The sequence below is a fragment of the Prevotella sp. CAG:255 genome, from assembly GCF_000431195.1.
GTDB classification, from domain to species: domain Bacteria; phylum Bacteroidota; class Bacteroidia; order Bacteroidales; family Bacteroidaceae; genus Prevotella; species Prevotella rara.
The window spans coordinates 141895-159241 of the sequence record NZ_HF986862.1; the positions used below are offsets into that span (position 1 = coordinate 141895).

A 17347-nucleotide genomic window follows, 5' to 3' on the forward strand; every position below is an offset into this window, starting at 1 on the left:
CCCGCGCCGCCACAGACGGCGGAAGGGGCACCGTGCGGCACGCTACTTGCGGAAGTATTTGCCGACGACGGGAAGCCCGGAAAGCGGGAAGTCGCGCTTAACGATCATTGCCATGAACATCACTATGAGCAGTGTGTTGACGCCGAGGGCAGCCCATACGGGCAGATCGGCGTTGGCAAAGCGCATGGCAACGAACATAACGAGGGCCACGCCCACATAGAGCATGATGTCTTTGACGGGATAGGCTATCGGATAATGCTTCTGTCCTACGAAGTAAGAGAGCAGCATGGCCGTGCCGTAGCCTGCAAATCCGCCCCACGCACAGGCAATGTAGCCGAAGCGGGGCACGAATATCACATTGACAAGGATGAGCACCAGGCAGCCTGCCCCGGAGAACCAGGCGCCCCAGATGGTCTTGTCGATGAGTTTATACCAGAACGACAGGTTGAAATATACGCCCATCATTATCTCTGCCGCCATCACGATGGGCACCACCTTGAGTCCGCTCCAGTAGTCGCGGCCGATGAGATGGCGCAGAATGTCCATATATCCTATCACTACGAGGAATGCCAGAAGGGTGAAGACAACAAAATACTTCATGGCCTTGGCGTAGGTTTCGCGGTTGTCTTTGTCCTTCGCCTTGCCGAACACGAACGGCTCGTAGGCATAGCGGAACGCCTGAGTTATCATGGCCATGATCATCGCTATCTTGCTGGCGGCGCCGTAGATGCCGAGCTGTGAGTGGGCATCGGCGTTCTTGTAGATATAGGGGGAGAGTATCTTGTCGGCCGGCTGANTAGGGAAAGAGTATCTTGTCGGCCGTCTGATTAAGTATTCCGGCAATGCCGAGCACCAGGATAGGCCAGCTGTAAGACAGCATGCGGCGCATGAGGGCGCTGTCGAAGGTGTATTTGAAGCCCGTAAGCTCCTTTACAAGCAGGAACATTAGCGAGGCGGAGCAGAACAGGTTGATATAGAACACATAGCCTACGCCCACCTCCGGACTGTAGATATTGCCGATAAAACCGCCGTTTCCGCCATTTTCGTAGAGCGCAGGCAGCAGCAGGAAGAACACAAGGTTGAGCGCAATGGTAAGCACGATGTTAAAGAGCTTGAGCGCGGCAAACTTTATCGGGCGCTTCTTGTAGCGCAGATATGCGAACGGGATACACTGAAACGCGTCGAGCGCAACGGCTATTGCCATAACCCACACATACGAGGGATGCTCTGCATAGCCCATAGCCGATGAAATGGGACCTATGAACGCCAGCACCAATGCCACGAACAGGAGCGACGTGAAGCCTACAGCCATGAGCGTGGTTGAGTAGACTTTCTGCGGATTTTCGCCCTCCTTGTTGGCAAAGCGGAAGAAGGTTGTCTCCATACCGTAGGTAAGGATGACGAGCAGCAGCGCCGTATAGGCATACACATTGGTTATAACCCCGTAGCCGCCGCTTGCCGCCGAGAGCTTGGCGGTGTAGAGAGGCACGAGCAGATAGTTGAGAAAACGGCCCACGATGCTGCTCAGTCCGTAGATGGCCGTGTCTTTTGCAAGACCTTTAAGATTACTCATAATATCTAATAAGTTATATTTTCTGACATCATATTAATGCCCTTCTTACTGCCCTGCGGCATCATCCGAAGAACATATAGCATATGGCTATGGCCGCTATCACGCCGGCAAGGTCGGCCAGAAGACCGCAGGCCACGGCGTGGCGGGTGTATCTTACGCCCACGCTGCCGAAATATACGGCAAGGATATAGAACGTGGTGTCGGTTGATCCCTGGAAGATGCAGCTCAGACGGCCCACGAACGAGTCGGCGCCGTAGGTTGTCATGGCGTCCACCATCATGCCGCGCGCACCGCTGCCCGACAGCGGTTTCATCAGTGCCGTGGGCAGCGCGCCCACAAAGTCGGTGTTGCCACCGCAGGCCTCAACCACCCATTTTATGCCGCCTATGAGCATATCCATGGCTCCCGAGGCGCGAAAAACGCCGATTCCAACGAGTATTGCCACCAGATAAGGTATTATCCTCACGGCCGTCGAGAATCCGTCCTTGGCGCCTTCGATGAACGCATCGTAGACGTTCACCTTCTTTCTGACTCCTGCGAGGATGAATGTTATGATGATGGTGAACAGCAGAATGTTGGCCACCGACGTGCTAACGATGTTCATCTGCTCCTTGTCGAGCCTGCCGAAGCCCCACATCACGGCTGCCACCGCAACGCAAAGACCGCCCAGGGTGAGCAGCATCACGCGGTTAAGCAGGTTGATGCGCTGGTACAGACTGGTGACGATGATGCCCGTCAGCGTTGAGAAGAACGTGGCAAGGAGTATGGGTATGAATATATCCGTGGGCTGTGCCGCACCCATCTGGGCACGGTAGACCATTATGGAAACGGGGATGATGGTTAGTCCCGACGTGTTGAGCACGAGGAACATTATCATCGGATTCGTTGCCGTGTCCTTCCTTGTGTTGAGCGTCTGCATCTGTTCCATGGCCTTGAGGCCGAGCGGAGTGGCAGCATTGTCGAGGCCGAGCATGTTGGCGGCTATGTTCATGAATATGCTGCCCGTAACGGGATGGCCCTTCGGTATGTCGGGAAAGAGGCGCGTAAACACCGGACTAAGCACCCTTGCCAGCGCATTTACCACGCCGCCGCGCTCGCCTATCTTCATTATGCCGAGCCACAGCGACAGCACGCCCGTAAGGCCGAGGGATATCTCGAAGGCCGTCTTGGACGAGGCAAACGTGGAGTTCATTATTTCGGGAAACACCTCGGTGTCGCCCATCACCACAAGCCTGAACAAGGCTATGACGAAGGCAACCACGAAAAATGCTATCCAAATATAATTCAGTACCATATAGTCTGCAAAAATAAGATTTTTATCCGGCTTTGCAAAAAGTTATGCCTTTTAATACATTTTTTCACGCTCTTTCGTCCGTCTGCGCGGCTTTTTTGCCACATGGAGGTTTCATCGGCGCCGCCACGGCGCATCACATGGATCACAGAACGACAACTGATGGGCACATGGCCCGAACGGACGAAAAGCCGGGATATATGTAAATATTTTTCATCATGCCGCAAACGGCTTTGCAAAAGGCCATGTTTCGCGCTGCAAAAGGTGCCCTTTCAGCGCCCGAAAGGGCACCTTTCAGAGGCTAAAAGACGGTCTTTTGGAAAGCCGCCTGTAACTGTCTGAAAGACAAGGCGTTGCCGACGGCACCATTGTCCGCCCGGCAACGCCTTAAAATGTGTGTCATAAATAGTATAGAAATAAAGGTTTTTGCTGTATCATGTATGCCGCCACGGGCGTCGTCACGACGCAGACGGCTGTAAAATCATCCTTGAAATCATGCCGAGAGCATGCCTCCGCGACGGCGCACGAGATGCATGTAGCGGTCGTAGACCTCGTCGGCTATGTCCTGCCATGAGCGTGCCAGCGTGGCGCGTGCGTTGTCGCCGGCAGCACGGCGCAGGCGATTGTCGGCAAGAATCTGCACCAGGCGCTCCGTAAAGCCCTGCTCGTCGGCACTGCACAAAAAGCCGTTCACGTTGTCTCTTATCACGCTTGCAGCCGTCGAGCCTTGCGCCATGAGCGACGGCGTGTGCATGGCTGCCGCCTCGCGCACCACGAGCGGAGCGTTGTCGTAGAGCGACGGGAAGAGGAATACGTCGGCAGCGGCATAACAGCGCTTAAGCTTCTCGCGGTCGGTTATCTGTCCGAGGAACGTCACTCTGTCGTCAAGTCCCTTTGACTGCACCATCTGCCGCAGTTCGCCGGCGGCATATCCCGTGCCAATGAAATACATGTGCCATGAGCGGTCGCGCATGTTGGCGAGCGAACGGATGATGAGCTGCGGATTCTTCTCATAGATATGCTGCCCCACGAAGAGCAGCACCGGCTCGCAGCGTCCTGCCCCGAGCATCGCGCGGCCTTCGCTCCTGAGCAGGTCTGTGCGTGTGTCGGCGGCAAAGTCGTTGCCGTTGTCCACCACTTCCACCCTGCCCTTGTAGCCATATTCGCGCAGAGTCTCCTCGACAGAAGCCTGCGGAATCCACACCTCATCGGCCTGACTGTAGAAGTCGACGACGTTTTTCACCATATAGTCGACAACCATCTTGTTTGGTATGGCGCGTTCAAAGTCGGCCCGGTATTTAGAGTGGAACGTGGCAACGATGGGGATGTTCTGCTCGCGCGCAATCTTCAGCGCCAGCCTGCCCGACGAAAACGGACTGTGGGCATGCACCAGCGAGAAGCCGACTTTGCCTATACGGGAGCGGAAAGGCAGGTCGACACGCGGGAACCCCATGCGGTAAGGCTTGCGCATGGGTATGGGCAGAGAGAAGTAATTGTAAACGGGAAACTCCTCATCATACACCGTACCGGGCACCGAAGGCGTCACCACGCACACGTTGTTGCACTTGCGGTTGAGCCACCGCGCATAGTTCTGCACCGTTACAGACACCCCGTCCATTATCGGCGGAAAGCAGTCGTTGAAAATTCCGAGCATCTTTTATATGTTTTATCTTGTTATGCCGCAAAGTAACAAAACACTGATTACTCCGGCGTTGCTATCGTCTGACAATAGCGTTTCAATGTGTTTACCTTTGTGTTACTTGATGTCTCTTTACCGTTCAACGCCCGTTCTGCGTGCTTATTCTGTCTTTCACGGTTGACATTCACGGCACCTGACGGAACAAAAAAAGCGGAGGCGTGCCGCCGCACTGCCTCCGCAAAGAATATATGTATATGATTTTATTGTCCAACCGGCGCGAGCAGGTCTGCCACGTCGTCAATATTTCCGTCGCAAGGAGCCGGCTCTATGTCCAGCAGACGCGACAGAAGAGGATATATGCAGGTGTTGTCGAACATGGTGGTCTTCACATATCCGTGCTTGAAGTCGGGCCCCTCGGCACGGAAGGGCACGTTAAGTTCGGAGTTGTAGGGGTCGAATCCGTGGTTGCCGGGTATCACCCTGCCGTCTTCCGACACCACCCAGCCCACGTCAGGCATTACCACTATCGGCGCAATGTTGCGGTTGGTGCCGTAATGGAAGCACTCGGGCACTTCATCTTTCTTCCACGTCCGTATGTGCGCCACGCCCCTCAGGGCATTCATTATGTCGTCTTCGTGGCCCTTCTTCGGGAATATCAGCGTGGGCAGGTCTGCCATGACGCGCTCACACCATTCGGGTTTCAGATATTCAGATAGGCGTATTATGCGCTCGGACGATGTGGATGCCATGCCGTGGTCGGACGTAACAATGAAGTTGATGTCCTGTCCGCAGGGCAGAGCGCGCAGCCTTTTGTACAAGCTGCACATCAGCGAGTCGAGCTCCTCGACGGCCTTACGCGTCTGCTTAGATGCCGGTCCGTACGAGTGTCCGCTGTGGTCGGGCTCGTTAAAGTATATCATCACGAGCTGCGGACGCACGCTGTCGGGCAGCGTCAGCAGGCGTTCTGCCTCGTCAAGTCGTTCGGGAAAGGTCAGCAGAGGCTTCTTTGCATAGTCCTTGTAGTAGTCGGGATACATGCCTTTGATGGCCACATCAGAGCCGGGCCAGTAGACCACGCCCACCTTTACGCCCTGACGCTTTGCCGTGAGCCATATCGGTTCGCCTCCATAGAACGAGCCATCCTTGCTCGTTGCCTTGTCGCTTATGCTGTAGGTGCGGCCCGAAGCCACGTCATAAAACCTGTTGGCTATTATTCCGTGATGGTCGGGCACGAGTCCTGTGGCAAGCGTATAGTGGTTGGGGAATGTCTTCGAGGGGAACGACGGGCGCATAACGGCGCTAACGCCGCGGCTTCCGAGCGAGTCGAGAAACGGCGTGTCGTACATCATCGGATAGTCCCAGCGGCATCCGTCGAGCGACACTATCACCGTGTAATGACGCCCGGCGCACAGCCTTACGGCTGCAAATGCGAGCAGCAGGAAGGTAAGCAAGCTAATTTTTCTAATGTTCTTCATCTCTATTATCACGTATTTATAAATGTTGAATGTCATCATGCACACGGCGGGGGCAAAGCCTCAACGCTCTGTTATAATTTAAGGCGGGTTCTATAAATCCGGCTTCCGATGACTGTCTTTGCTGCTGTCATGCTGTCTATTCCGAATTTATAGAACCCGCCTGTATTCTTTTGCCTTGGCCTTACCTCTGATATCAGTTAAGCAGGGCGTTTATCTCGGCGTCTATGTCAGTTATCTGCGAGTCGCGCTTCTTCACCTCGTTGTTGCGGTCTATGAGGAAGAAGGTTGGTATGCTGCTCACGTTATAAGCGGCAAGGTTCTGCGACTGCAGTCCCTGCGGGTCTCTTACGCTTATCCATGGCAGTGCGGCAGTCTGCGTTTTCCAGAAGTGTTCGTCCGGATCGAACGCCACCTGATATATCTCGAAGCCGCGGTCGTGATATTTGTTATACAGCTCGCGCATCTCCATTATACGCTTTGTAGAGCCGTTTGAGCCGAAGACATGGAAGTCGAGCATCACCACCTTGCCCTTCAGGTCGGTCAGGCTGCGGCGGTTGCCCTGATTGTCGAGCAGCGAGATGTCTATGATGTTAGACACGTTCACCTTGCTGGCGTCGATGTTCTGGGCTGCCATCTTGTTGCGCATGATGCGCACGTTCTTCATGCCTTCAATGGCTATGTTGTGCAGGTTCTTGCCTCTCAGGGCGTCGGGATGATAAGTGTCCCAGCTTGTTGCCACCGCTGCAAACACCTTAACGTCGTCGGCATTCTCGCGCGGGTTGAATATCAGCATGTTGCCGAGCGTCTGGAACAGTGCGAAATACGACGATGCGCGCATCGGTGCCTTATAGATATAGTTGCGCTTTATGTCTTCCTTATATGCAGCCACGAGCTTTCCGATGCTGTCGCGCGTAAGGTCGTAGCCCAGGTTGGGGTTGTTCTGTACGGCTATCACGCGGTTCTGCAGGTCTATCTGCTTCAGGGCGAGCTCTCTGATGGTGGCACATTCGGCCGAGCCGTCAACGGTATATCCCGTTGCCATCGACGGATACGACGCCTTTACGTCAACCGTCTCGGTTGAGTCAACGCTGAGGTTGATTATCTGTCCGGCTATTCTGAGCCTGTAGAACTCGGGAGCATCGGGAGCCTTTCCGCTGAAGCTGAAGGCACCTTTGTCGTCGAGCTTAACCGAATCGACCACCACCGGTCCGTCGAGACTCATGTTCTCAAGATACAGCACAGAGTCTTTGGCCTCGGTGACAGTTCCGTTTATATGAAACTTCTTGTTGTTGCAGGAGGTCAGCATGGCCGCCATGAGGGCCAGCGTGCACAAGCATAATGATGAAAACGTCTTCTTCATTTTATATTAGTTTTATTATTTGCAATCCGGCAAACACGGCCAGCAGTCCCAGCGCCACGCTGCCGCCGACATAAAGGGCCATCATGGCCGCGCTGTCGGCACGCAGGAGCGAGAGCGACTCGTTCATGAACGTGCTGAACGTGGTGAATCCTCCGCAGAAGCCTACCGTGAGGAGAAGCTTCAGCGCAGGGCTTATACTGATGTTGTTTTCCGCAAGTCCGTAGACCATGCCTATCAGCAGGCATCCCAGAATGTTGACCGTCATGGTGCCGAAGGGGAAATTAGACAGTGCATTGTCCTGCACAAGCTTCGACAGCAGATAGCGGGCCACGCTGCCGCAGGCTCCGCCCAAGGCCACTAAAAGTATATTTTTCAACATGCTTGCAAAGTTAATGCAAGTTGAGTGAAATACAAAATAAAAGGGCGTGAAACAGTCTTTTATTTTTATTTACGGGACAATATTTACATTATCAAAATATGAAGCACGAGAGGAAACGAGGCCGACTAATCCGCAAACGCCAAAAATCTGTAAGCAAAACTTGCCTTAATGCTTACAGCATCTGCCGCCGACATATCTACAAAAGAAAACCGTTAAGCAAAACAAAGCATATTGCTTACAATATAAAAGGTCATCTTTCAGACGGCAAAAGACGGCCTTTTAGACGGCAAAAGGTGGCCTTTTGGAATGCAAAAGACCACCTTTCATCTTATATATATCTGTCCGCCGGACAATTGTGCCTATGCCATGACATCTGGACGCGGCACAAACCAACCCTCCAGCCGCCTACATTAACTCAATACATACGCCCAGTTTGCGCCATCCGAGACATCATCATCGCGCACGGCGGCGCAGGCGGCGTATCCACAGATAATAGCCCGTAAGGGGCAGCGTGGCGCCAAACAGGGCGGCGACGAACCACAGCAAGCGAGTGAGCATACCGCCCCACGTGCCCATGTGGACAGACATTATCCAGCCGCGCAGCTTTGACGACCTTGCCGAGTCGGCGTAGGGCGACGACGACGTTATGCTGCCCGTCGACTTGTCGAACGTATATTTGTCGGCAGCACGCTGGTTGCCAAGTCCGCCGAAAGCCACCTCGGCCGTACCGTCCGACACGGTTATCTGCTCATATTCGGGGTTGCGGGCGCGCAAGGCGTCATAGGCAGTCTGCCACATGGCACACGCGGCAGCATCATTCCGGCCCTTTTCACGGGCGCCTTCAGCCCTATTCCTGTCTCCTTTCGCCTTGCTTTTTCCCTTCTTCGCCTGCTCGGCATACGCCACGGCGCCGCTCTTGGGCACCTCGCTGACGCCGAAGAGGGCATAGAAGCCCTTGCTGTACCACTGGAACGACCATGTAAGTCCGGTAAGAGCCATGACGAGCAACAGCAGTAGGACATACATTCCGCCTGCCACGTGCAGGCCTCGCCACAGCAGATGGCGGCCCTTCGATGCGGTTATCTTCAGACTGTTGCGCAGCATGCGGCGCGACTTAGGCCACCATATCACCACGCCCGACAGCAGCACCAGCACAAAAACAATGGTGGATATGCCCACAACGGTGCGGCCCCAGAACACTCCGCCGCTGTCGTCACGACTGTCTAACAGCCAGCGGTGAAGCTTCAGCATCGTAGCGAAAAACGCCGGACGCTCATACAGCCCCTTCACCTCGCCCGTATACTGGTCTACATACACGGCAGCGCGGCGCGGCTTTGAGAGATTTACCTTGCATGCCATCTCTGGGTCGGCATACATCGTTACGCCCGTAACCCTTACGTCTTCGGGCAGCGTCTGCTCAACGTTCCTCACGAGACTTTCTATCGGCAGCGCCGTGTGCTGAGGTCTGTCTACATACAGCACGTCGTGCCTTAGCAGCTTAACGGCCTCGGGCTCAAACACAAGCATGGCGCCCGAGAAGCATATCAGCGTGACTATGATGCCGAAAGGCACCGAAAGCCACAAGTGAAACTTTAAGAAAATCTTTTTCATATACTATTATTCAACGTCATTTTTGTCAAATTATTATCTGCCGGAACATGCTAAGATGCACTCCGGCAGACCTCCGCCTGCATGACGGCGACATATCATCAGCACTGATCAGTCAATGCGTCCTACGGCCGTCACTGTGGTTGCACCGCTGACGGTGAGCCCCTTTGTGGCCGCACCTGTGGCAGGATCAATCTTCCATATGGCAGGATAGCCCGACCCGGTGTTCACCGACACGTATGCATATCCGTCGGCCATGTAAGGCGTAGAGCCGAAGCCTGACACGTCAGAGGGCAGGCCCGTGACATCGGTCAGAGTCTTTGCCGACGCATTGAACACGGCAAGGCGGTTGGCAGTCTTGTCCGATGAGGTAATCGGGGCATCATACATAAGGAACAGAAAGCTGTCGCCGCCAATATACCAGCTGCGCAGAAGTCCGTTGGGCGACAGCTGCTCAAGGTTGCAGTAATAGTCGTCAAAGTCCTCAGTCGACGTGTCTATGCGCACCACTCCTGCCGGCAGCGTGGTCTGCTGGCGTGCATCGGCCATCGTCTTGGCATAACTGGGCGATATGACGTAGACATACCGGCCGTCGTCCGTTGCCCATACCATCTGATAATACTGCGACTTGTTGCGTCCGCAGGCATAACTTATCTTGTCGGTCTTTATCAGTTTCTTCTCCTTCAGTGTCCTGTCGGCAAACACAGCCACCCAACATTCGTCGGGCCACTGGGTCCATTGCAGCTCATCTTTGTCGTAAGCGCTGCTGTTTGTGCCGCCGCTCTCGGTCTTGATAAGGTCTTCATAGCCCGGGCGCACCCACTTATACTGAGTGCGGGCGTCGTCTGTAAACTGCTGACAGCCATACTGCGACAGTCCCATCGGCACGGCTGCGCTGTATATCTTGCTGCCCACCTGCTCCAGTCCGGCAAGAGTTACATACTCGCCGTTGCCCAGAAAGTTCTCGCAGATATAGTCCTCATCGGCCACGGAAGTATCGTTGCCGTCAGTAGCAACGGTGTTCGACTCGAATGTCTCGCTGTCAACATCGAGATAAGACACCTTGAACGCCTGCGGCAGATAGCCCGTAACGGGGTCGGCCCATGCCGCGTTGCCGTCGCCGCTCGACGTCGTCATGATGTAGTTGTCATACAGGCCGTAGGTGGTGAAGCGCGTAACGTAATACTCCTTGGCACGCTGCTCAAGCGCACCTGTAGCGCTGTTGCGCACATAAGAGTAGGTTGTGCCGCTCTCGCCCTGATGATAGTTGAGCGCATAAAGATACTTGCGGCCGTGGAACACCCAGTAGGTGGCGCCGTCGTTGGCAAGTCCCGAAGGCGTTATCTCGCCCTCAAGCGACGCTGCCGAGGTGAGGATGTTGGCCGTGGTGTTAGAGCCTGTGACTGTGGTTGCTATCACATAAGGGTTCGTAATGCCTGAAGCTGCACCTCCGCCATCGTCAGCGGCATCGTCAGAACATGACGCAAAGAAAACTCCGGACGCAGCAATGGCCAGCATTCCGGCAAGGAAACGGTTCTTATTCATTTGTCTTAAATTTATTATTTAGTTTAACTTTATCGTTTATCCTTCGTGTAACCGGCATCTCATCTGCCTAAATATATCCTCACCTTGCCGTAGAATGCGCGCCCCGCCTTTTGCAGACTGAAGTTGTCGTAGAGCTTCTCATTGGTGAAGTTGCGGCACTCAAGCGACACGTTGTAGCGTCCGCGGCACATGCTGTAGGTAAGAGTGAGGTTGTGGGAGAACTGCGTAGGCACCATATAGTCGCTCAGATTGACGGCCTGCACGCCTTCGGAATAGTAACAGAAGCTGTGCAGATACTGATTGTCGTAGGTCACTGTGAGCATGTTTCCTTCTTTCAGAAGGTCGTGCCAGTAGAAGTTTACGTCGGCATCGGCAAACTGCCATGGCACGTTTGGCATGCGCGACTTATACACGGGATTGGCCACCGAGGTGCTGCCCACCATTATCTTCTCGTTGTCGCGCACGTCCATGCGGGTGAAGTTGCCGCCAATGCTGAGCCAGCGGTCCAGGGTGTAGCGTGCCGAAAGATTGAATCCGGTTGTCTTCACCTTGCCGTAGTTCTCATAGTAGGCACCCTCGCGGTTGCCGCTGAGCTCGGCAATGCTGCGCTGGATGTAGTCGCGCGTGTCGCGGTAGACCAGTCCGCCCTCCACGTAAAGCGAGTGACTGCCGAACGACTTGCTCCAGCTAAGGCTTAAATTGATGTTGTCGCTGCGCTCAGGACGTATGAGCACGCTGCCCGTCTCGAGGTCTTCGTCGCCGAACATCTCCTCTATCGTGGGCAGGCGGCAAGCCTTTTCATACGACAGCTTGGCCTGCAGTCCGTCAGCGATGAAGCAGGTTCCGGCCGCGCCATAGCCCCAGGAGTCTATCGTACGGCTGGTTTTTACATAGCTGCTTGCGTTCTCGTCGACAGCCACCGGCCCCGACACATACTGGCGGTAGTACTTGCCGAAGAGCGAGATGTTCCACTTTTCCGAAGGCAGGAGCCTGTATGAGAGTCCGGCTATGTTCTTTCTCATGTCCTTGGATATGGGGTCTTTGTCCTCTCGTCCGTACAGAAGCGACGTGTTGTCGCGGCTAAAGGCATTGAACACGTTGTTGAATGTCAGCGTGTGCATCCTCGCTATGCGGTATGTTATGTTGAGAGTGGCATTCCAGTTGTCGTTGTCTGCCCTCGAGTAGAGATACGACTGCTCTCCCGGAGAGCTTGTGCGCTGCCGCTCGCCGAGCCAGTTGTAGCGGTAGCTTGCCGTGTCGACGTTGGTGGTTGAGTTGCGGTTATAGTTGGCTGTGGCCACGAGGCTGAGCCCCTTGACAAAGAGGTCGCGCTTTGAATACTCGATCGACGGCATGAGCGAATAGCCGTGGCGGTGCTTCTGTCCGTACACAGTCTTCTGTCTTACGCCTGTCTGTATCTCCTTGTACATGTGAGAATAGGTGAAGCCGAACATCAGCTTGTCGGCCCAGCTCTTGTCTGTCAGTCCGAACTTTGCCACCACTGCCTCATTATGATAAGTGTCGTTGAAGCGCTTTACGCTGTAGAGCGTCTTTGTATCGATGCTCTGCGAGCCGAAGTCGAGCACCGGAGCATCAACTCGGTAGCTGTTGTCGGAGTAGTTCTGAAAGGCGTTTATCTCATATGTGAAGCCGTTCTTGAACGTCTGTCCGAAGTTTATGTACGACTTATGTGTATTGAATGAGCCATACGAATAAGATGCGTCAAGAAACCAGCTGCGGCGCTTGCGGTTGGTGACGATGTTGACAACGCCGCCTATGGCATCAGTGCCGAAGCCCACAGGCACCACGCCCTTGTAGACCTCTATGCGGTCGGCAAAGCTCACGGGTATGTTGTTCAGCCCGAACGAGCTGCCCACGCCTTCCTGCGGCACACCGTCGATGAATATCTTTACGTGCTTGCCGCTGAAGCCGTCGAGCATGAGGTTCATGTCCGACCCTACTCCGCCCGACTCCCTGAGCTTAAGTCCGGGTGTCTTGGCGAGGGCCTCGCTCAGCGTCTTGGTGGTGTTGAGCATGTCGCGGGTGTCAACTGCCACGGCGTTGTAGGCTGAGTTTTTCACTCTGCTTACGCCTGCCGACACCACCGAAACCTCGTCAAGCTGTATGGCGTCTTCCTTCATACGGACATTCAGTTTCAGCCTTACGCCGGCCTCGATGGCGACGGTCTGCTCTACGGTCTTGTATCCTACGGCCGACACCACAAGGCTGTAGCGCCCTGCCGGGGCGGTTATATGATATATGCCCTGCATGTCTGTATGGCCGCCGTATGATGTGCCCTTCAGCCTGACCGTGGCGTATTCCACTGCCTGCTTGCCGTCTGTTACTATCTTTCCCGATATTGTTCCGCTGCCGCCTGTCTGCGCATGCAGTGTAAGCGATATAAGAACATTAATTAAAATAAGCGTTAATCTGAAGCCTTTTGCTTTCACTTTGACAAGTATTTTCGTTAATAAATAAAACCGCTGCAAAGTTAATTGTAAATAAAAATGCCTGCAATAGCAAAAAATCGGTATTTTTATGGCCCTGCAGAGGCACACACTTGCCGGGGCGGATAATAATTTATGGGTATTCAGGACGACGGAACGAAAAGATGTTAAATAAGTTAATTGGCATTGCTGAAACAGCCGTATTTTTGAAAGCGGAACGTATTCCGGAATGAAAAACACGAAAAAACGGCATGTTTTATAACACCTTATCAATCAGTACATTACGCAAACGGCATGACAAATGGCACGAAACGGCAAGGCGAAAGGCCACCTTTTGCAAGGCGAAAGGATAGCTTTTAGGGCGTAAAAGGATGCCTTTTGCAGCATAAGAGCATGGCTTTCTGACTGAAAAACGGGACGAAAATCAATGAAGGAATGATGAGCTTGGGGAATTTCTGACCATAAACGGCATGACGGACATGACAAAACGGACATTAGAGCGGCAAGACACGGCCCCGTGGAACGCCGAAACGCGCTCCGCGATGTGTTAAAACAAAAGGCAGAAATCGGCCTCAACGTTAAAATATCATAATGTTATGACACAATTAAGCGGCTGTTGCGTATATATAAAGCGGAGGCACAACGCATCTGCCGCAAGGCCCTCGCCCATCGCTCATGCCTACGCCCCGGCTGCCAGACGGCATGCACATATACGGCAGGGCGGCAAAACAAAAAAGCGGCAACCGCATGGATGCCGCTCTGAAAGTGGTCTCACCGAGAATCGAACTCGGATCTAATCTTTAGGAGAGACTTGTTCTATCCATTGAACTATGAGACCAATCCGACTGCAAAGTTAGTCAGTTTATGACGTAAAACCAAATAAAATGTGAAAAATCATATTAACAATTAAACTTTTCACGCTTAGAAACATCACAATAGGTGTTATGAAGAAACTTATTATTTTTAGTCTGTTAGTATTATACGCCGCCATATGCCATGCGCAAGGCAGCGTAAGGGGAAAGGTTGAGGATACACAGACGGGAGAGGCTATGCCCTTCGTCAACGTTGCTGTGTATAACCGTGCAACATCAAAATTCGTAAAAGGTGCCATCTCAGACGAGAAAGGCCTGTTCTACATCGACAAGCTGCCCTATGGCAACTACACCGTGAAGCTTACCTACATAGGCTACACCACGGTTGAAAAAGCGTTCAGCGTGGCCGAAAACAGAAGGCACATGAACTTTAAGAAGATCTACATGAACGACGACAGCCAGACGCTCGAAGAGGTTACGGTGACGGCACAGAGGCCTACAATGAGGCTCGAGGTTGACCGCAAGTCGTTCGACGTTTCGCAGGACATCACCAATGCCGGAGGCGACGCCACTGACGTGCTGGAGAACATCCCGTCGGTAGAGGTTGACACTGACGGCAACATATCGCTGCGCGGCAACACCAGCGTGGAGGTGTGGATCAACGGAAAGGCAAGCGGACTGACAAGCGACAACCGCGCCGAAATCCTTCAGCAGCTGCCTTCTGAGAGCATAGAGAGAATAGAGGTGATAGACAACCCGTCGGCAAAATTCAGCGCCGAGGGAAGCGCCGGCATCATTAACATCATACTGAAGAAGAACCGCCAGGCCGGATACTACGGCTCTGTGCAGGCCGGAGGAAGCACGCGCGGAAGCGCCAACGTGAACGGCAACATCAACTTCAACATCGGACGCTTTGAGGGATACGCAAGCCTTGGCTACCGCCACCGCAGCAACGACGGCGGCTCGATGAGCTATCAGGAGTATCTCAACACAAACGAATATCAGTCGTACACGGCCGACAACGACCGCATGGGCAACAATATGTTCGCACGCGCCGGACTAACCTTCCGCGCAACCGACAAGGACGAGTTCACACTGAGCGGAATGACAATGGTCGGCGGACACAAGAACGGAGGCACAACGCCGTATCACTATGGTACGATAGGCGCACCGCAGGACAGCTACATCATGCTGCGCCGCTCGTCGGGAAGCTCTGACATGAACATGTACTACGGCGAATTCAACTACCGCCACAACTTTACCGACAAGCATTATCTCGACTTCACCGTCGACTTCAACAAATGGAAGATGGACCAGAGCAACATCTACCAGGACAGCACCACGTATATCGACGAGCCGCTGCCCACAGAATACGACTACCAGAACCGCCCGATGCTGATGAACAACAGGTCGTGGGAGGTGAAACTCGACTACGAGAACCCCATAACCGACAAGATTATGCTTCAGGCAGGATACCAAGGCAACTTCAGCCGAGAGAACTCTCCGCAGGAGTCTTTTATCGACGACACGTCATGGGACGGTGTAAACCAGGTGGAAGACGAGGCTTACTACAACCGCTTTATCTACAACATGGACCTGCACGCGCTCTATGCAACGGCAACGATGAAGTTCGGCAAGTTCGGCGTAATGGCCGGTCTGCGCGGCGAATACTGGCGTGTGAACACCGAAAGCTACAACTACGAGCAGGAACACGACCCTTCGAAACGCGACAATCCGTTCAAGAAAGACTATTTCGAACTGTTCCCGAGCGTGTTCCTCTCTTATCAGCTCGACGAGACACAGCAGCTGCAGCTCAACTATACACGCCGTCTGCGCCGTCCGTGGGGAGGCCAGCTCAACAGCTTCAAGAACACACGCGACGCATCGATGATATCGTTCGGTAATCCCGAACTTACCCCGGAGTTCAGCAACTCGTTCTCGCTCAACTACCTGAAAACATGGGACGCTCACTCAATGCTTGTCAGTGCATACTATCGTCCCACAAGCGACGTCATACAGCAGATAAAATATCAGAGCAGCACGGACAACATGATGTATCAGACCTACATGAACGTGTCTAACAGCCTGAGCACCGGTCTCGAACTGGTATTGAAGAACAGAATATGCCGCATACTCGACCTCACCACCACGGCAAACGCCTACTACTACAAGCTCGACGGCTTTACATACGACGTGGACGGCCAGACCGTTACAGGCGAGAGCAACAACAACTTTACATGGAACGCACGCATGCAGGCTTCGCTGATGCTGCCCTGGGACATATCTCTGCAGCTGTCAGGACGCTACCGCGCACGCCAGGTGATCACACAGGGATACCGCAAGGCCAACTTCAGCATGGACCTGGGTCTGCGCAAGACATTCCTCGACAAGAAGCTGACGCTCGCCATCAACTGCCGCGACCTGCTCAACTCGCGCAAGTTTGAGAACTACACAAGCTCGGACACCTTCACACGCTATCAGAAAAACTGGAGAAGCGGACGCACCGTGAACCTCTCGCTGACATGGAACTTCGGTAACATGAAGGCAAAGGCACCTAAGAAAAAGGTCAACAACAGCGCCAACGAAGGCTCTGAGAACATGAACGGAATGGAGAACGGATACGAATAGACCAGACCAATAAATAGTTTAAGTTATTTATAACGCAACACATCGCAGTGCGACCGGCCGTCAGAATCTATCACGGATAGAACCGACGCCGGTCGCATTTTATATATTTACGCCGATAAAGAAACAACGGGGACAAGGGCACTGCACCTACATAATAAGACTGAAGGCAACAAGTAAGGCAACTGAAGGAATTCCCTCAGTCGGCATTGCGCCGCGTCTTGAACGACAAGATATAGCAGCTCACGCCCAGGGCAACGGCAAGCATGGCGGCACGCAGCCACCAGGAGTCGAATATCAGCACCACACAATGAAGCGACGTGAGCCACAGCAGCGACAAAGCCACTATCTTGGCGCGCAGCGGTATGCTGCGGTCCTCGCGGAAGCTGCGTATGTACGGACCGAGATATCTGTGCCCGAGAAGCCACCTGTAGGCACGCGGCGAACTGCGAAAGAACATCGCTGCCGCAAGCAGAAGAAAGGGCGTGGTGGGCAGCAGGGGCAGAAATATGCCTGCAACTCCCAGCACCAGCGACACAGAACCTATCAACATGAAAACATATTTCATGCCGCAAAGATAATAACACGGCACG

At 53.7% G+C, this 17347-nt stretch carries 10 protein-coding genes, 1 tRNA gene and 1 pseudogene; 1 reads left to right on the forward strand and 11 read right to left on the reverse strand.

What is annotated here, in order from left to right; all coding sequences use genetic code 11:
* Positions 1–42: 42 nt before the first annotated feature.
* The 10 genes and pseudogenes from QVO66_RS13270 to QVO66_RS13315 all read right to left on the reverse strand — a co-directional run bounded on the left by QVO66_RS13270 (position 43) and on the right by QVO66_RS13315 (position 14155).
* Positions 43–1573, reverse strand: a pseudogene (locus QVO66_RS13270) (oligosaccharide flippase family protein).
* A gap of 61 nt (positions 1574–1634) precedes the next feature.
* On the reverse strand, positions 1635–2867 hold the full coding sequence (locus QVO66_RS13275) for a nucleoside recognition domain-containing protein (RefSeq protein ID WP_021855991.1): 1233 nt from the start codon (positions 2865–2867) through the stop codon (positions 1635–1637).
* 490 nt (positions 2868–3357) lie between these two features.
* Positions 3358–4518: a glycosyltransferase gene (locus QVO66_RS13280; RefSeq protein ID WP_021855992.1), complete on the reverse strand. Its 1161-nt coding sequence runs from the start codon at positions 4516–4518 to the stop codon at positions 3358–3360.
* Between the two features lie 245 nt (positions 4519–4763).
* Positions 4764–5978 carry an alkaline phosphatase family protein gene (locus tag QVO66_RS13285; RefSeq protein ID WP_021855993.1) on the reverse strand — a complete coding sequence of 405 codons (1215 nt, stop codon included), beginning with the start codon at positions 5976–5978 and terminating at the stop codon, positions 4764–4766.
* Positions 5979–6171: 193 nt separating this feature from the next.
* The gene (locus QVO66_RS13290; RefSeq protein WP_021855994.1) at positions 6172–7338 is read right to left on the reverse strand and encodes a TlpA disulfide reductase family protein; all 1167 of its coding nucleotides are present in this window, start codon (positions 7336–7338) and stop codon (positions 6172–6174) included.
* Position 7339: 1 nt separating this feature from the next.
* Positions 7340–7717 (reverse strand): fluoride efflux transporter CrcB, encoded by a 378-nt coding sequence (gene crcB, locus QVO66_RS13295; RefSeq protein WP_021855995.1) that lies wholly within the window; start codon positions 7715–7717, stop codon positions 7340–7342.
* Positions 7718–8170: 453 nt separating this feature from the next.
* A complete protein-coding gene (locus QVO66_RS13300; RefSeq protein ID WP_021855997.1) occupies positions 8171–9328 on the reverse strand; it encodes a PepSY-associated TM helix domain-containing protein in 1158 nt (385 codons plus the stop codon).
* Between the two features lie 108 nt (positions 9329–9436).
* Complete coding sequence (locus QVO66_RS13305; RefSeq protein ID WP_021855998.1) at positions 9437–10870, reverse strand: DUF4374 domain-containing protein; 1434 nt, start codon at positions 10868–10870, stop codon at positions 9437–9439.
* Between the two features lie 59 nt (positions 10871–10929).
* Positions 10930–13320, reverse strand: coding sequence for a TonB-dependent receptor (locus QVO66_RS13310; protein ID WP_441295441.1), 2391 nt, complete (start codon positions 13318–13320; stop codon positions 10930–10932).
* A 763-nt stretch (positions 13321–14083) separates the two neighbouring features.
* Positions 14084–14155: transfer RNA gene (locus tag QVO66_RS13315), tRNA-Arg, on the reverse strand.
* Between the two features lie 106 nt (positions 14156–14261).
* On the opposite strand from QVO66_RS13315, the gene QVO66_RS13320 reads away from it, so the two are divergent.
* Positions 14262–16757, forward strand: a complete 2496-nt coding sequence (locus QVO66_RS13320; protein ID WP_021856000.1) for a TonB-dependent receptor domain-containing protein — start codon at positions 14262–14264, stop codon at positions 16755–16757.
* Between the two features lie 196 nt (positions 16758–16953).
* Here the strand turns inward: QVO66_RS13320 and QVO66_RS13325 are convergent, their stop codons facing one another.
* Complete coding sequence (locus QVO66_RS13325; protein WP_053397848.1) at positions 16954–17322, reverse strand: YbaN family protein; 369 nt, start codon at positions 17320–17322, stop codon at positions 16954–16956.
* Positions 17323–17347: the final 25 nt, after the last annotated feature.